We start from the raw sequence: 1,216 nt of genomic DNA, 5'->3' as shown, positions 1-1,216 counted from the left end.
CCTAAAAATGGGGGGATTACCCAATGACCAGGGAAGTTGTTTCTCAGATATCAGGTCGAGACATGCTCGGAACGGTATCAGGGATGCATGCGACGGCCTCGAGGGGTAGGAGAGGTTGGCTGCTAACTGATATGTAATGTGCACATCAGCCTTGCTGGTAATGAGATTGAGCATGGGACAAAGGTGTAGGAGTGTAGGAGTGTAGGGGGGTTGGGAGAGGAGCCAATTACAAACGGATTGCTATCACAATAGAGGTACAGGCAACCCACATAATGGCAAGGCCATCAATCGTGGTCGATCATTCCGAGCCGTTGGGACAGAGGGATATGCACTGGAGTCATCGGCAGTTGTGCCACAGCATCAACCATATTGGTGGAACTAAATAGCTGTTCCGAATAGTAGATCACCGGAGGAAGGGAACTCAGTCCAGTTTGTGCGATCTCATTAGTCGCCAAACAAAACAAGCCACACCCAAAGGACTGAGTTGATGCCTATCCTACCACCCCTGCCACGACCACAACGGCGCCGCATTCACAAAATCATCCATGCCACCCGTGATAAAGGGCATGCTCGTCGCTTGATGGCCATCTTGCTGTTACATGAAGGACGCACGATCACTGATGTTCATCACCTTACCGGCGCGGCTCGCTCGACCATCGGCCGTTGGCTTCGGTGGTATCGAGATGAAGGTGTGGGTGCGTTAGAAGCCTTACCGGCTGGCCGTGCCCCGGTCTTACCTGTCGCCAAGATTGTCACCTTACTGGTGCTGCTCATGCAGTTTTCTCCGCAAGATTTTGGTTATCAGCGCAGCCGTTGGTGTACTGAACTATTGGCTATCAAAATCAATCGGTTAACAGGGCTCAATATGGCAGCCTCCACACTTCGTCGATGGTTACCTCGTATGGGGATTGTCTGGCGCAGGCCCGTGCCGACCTTGCGGATAAAAGACCCGGCCTATCAGGAGAAAATGGCGAATATCGACGCTGCGCTGGCCCGCTGTGATGCCGATAATCCGGTGTTTTATGAGGATGAAGTCGATATAGACGGCGTTGTTGCCCAAATCGATGCAGCTTGAATGGAACTAACTGAGGGCGCGGTGATCTGATCACCACCACCCTCTTCAAGTCTGCATCATGGGCACGTCGCTTCACTCCATCACCAACTGGCCTCAATACAACAAGTCTTTGATTAACCGTGGTTCACTCACCTTCTGGGT

General features: G+C 52.1%; 1 pseudogene. It reads left to right on the top strand.

Going from position 1 to position 1,216, the window contains the following annotated elements:
- Nucleotides 1-487: 487 nt before the first annotated feature.
- Nucleotides 488-1,045 (top strand): annotated as a pseudogene (locus tag CF137_RS21320) (IS630 family transposase); the annotation flags it as partial.
- Between the last annotated feature and the right edge of the window lie 171 nt (nt 1,046-1,216).

Origin of the sequence: Aeromonas sobria, assembly GCF_006243315.1 — a bacterium.
Taxonomy (GTDB): domain Bacteria; phylum Pseudomonadota; class Gammaproteobacteria; order Enterobacterales; family Aeromonadaceae; genus Aeromonas; species Aeromonas sobria_A.
Note: the sequence above shows the minus strand (reverse complement) of the source record. Positions and strands in the feature narration are given on the sequence as shown.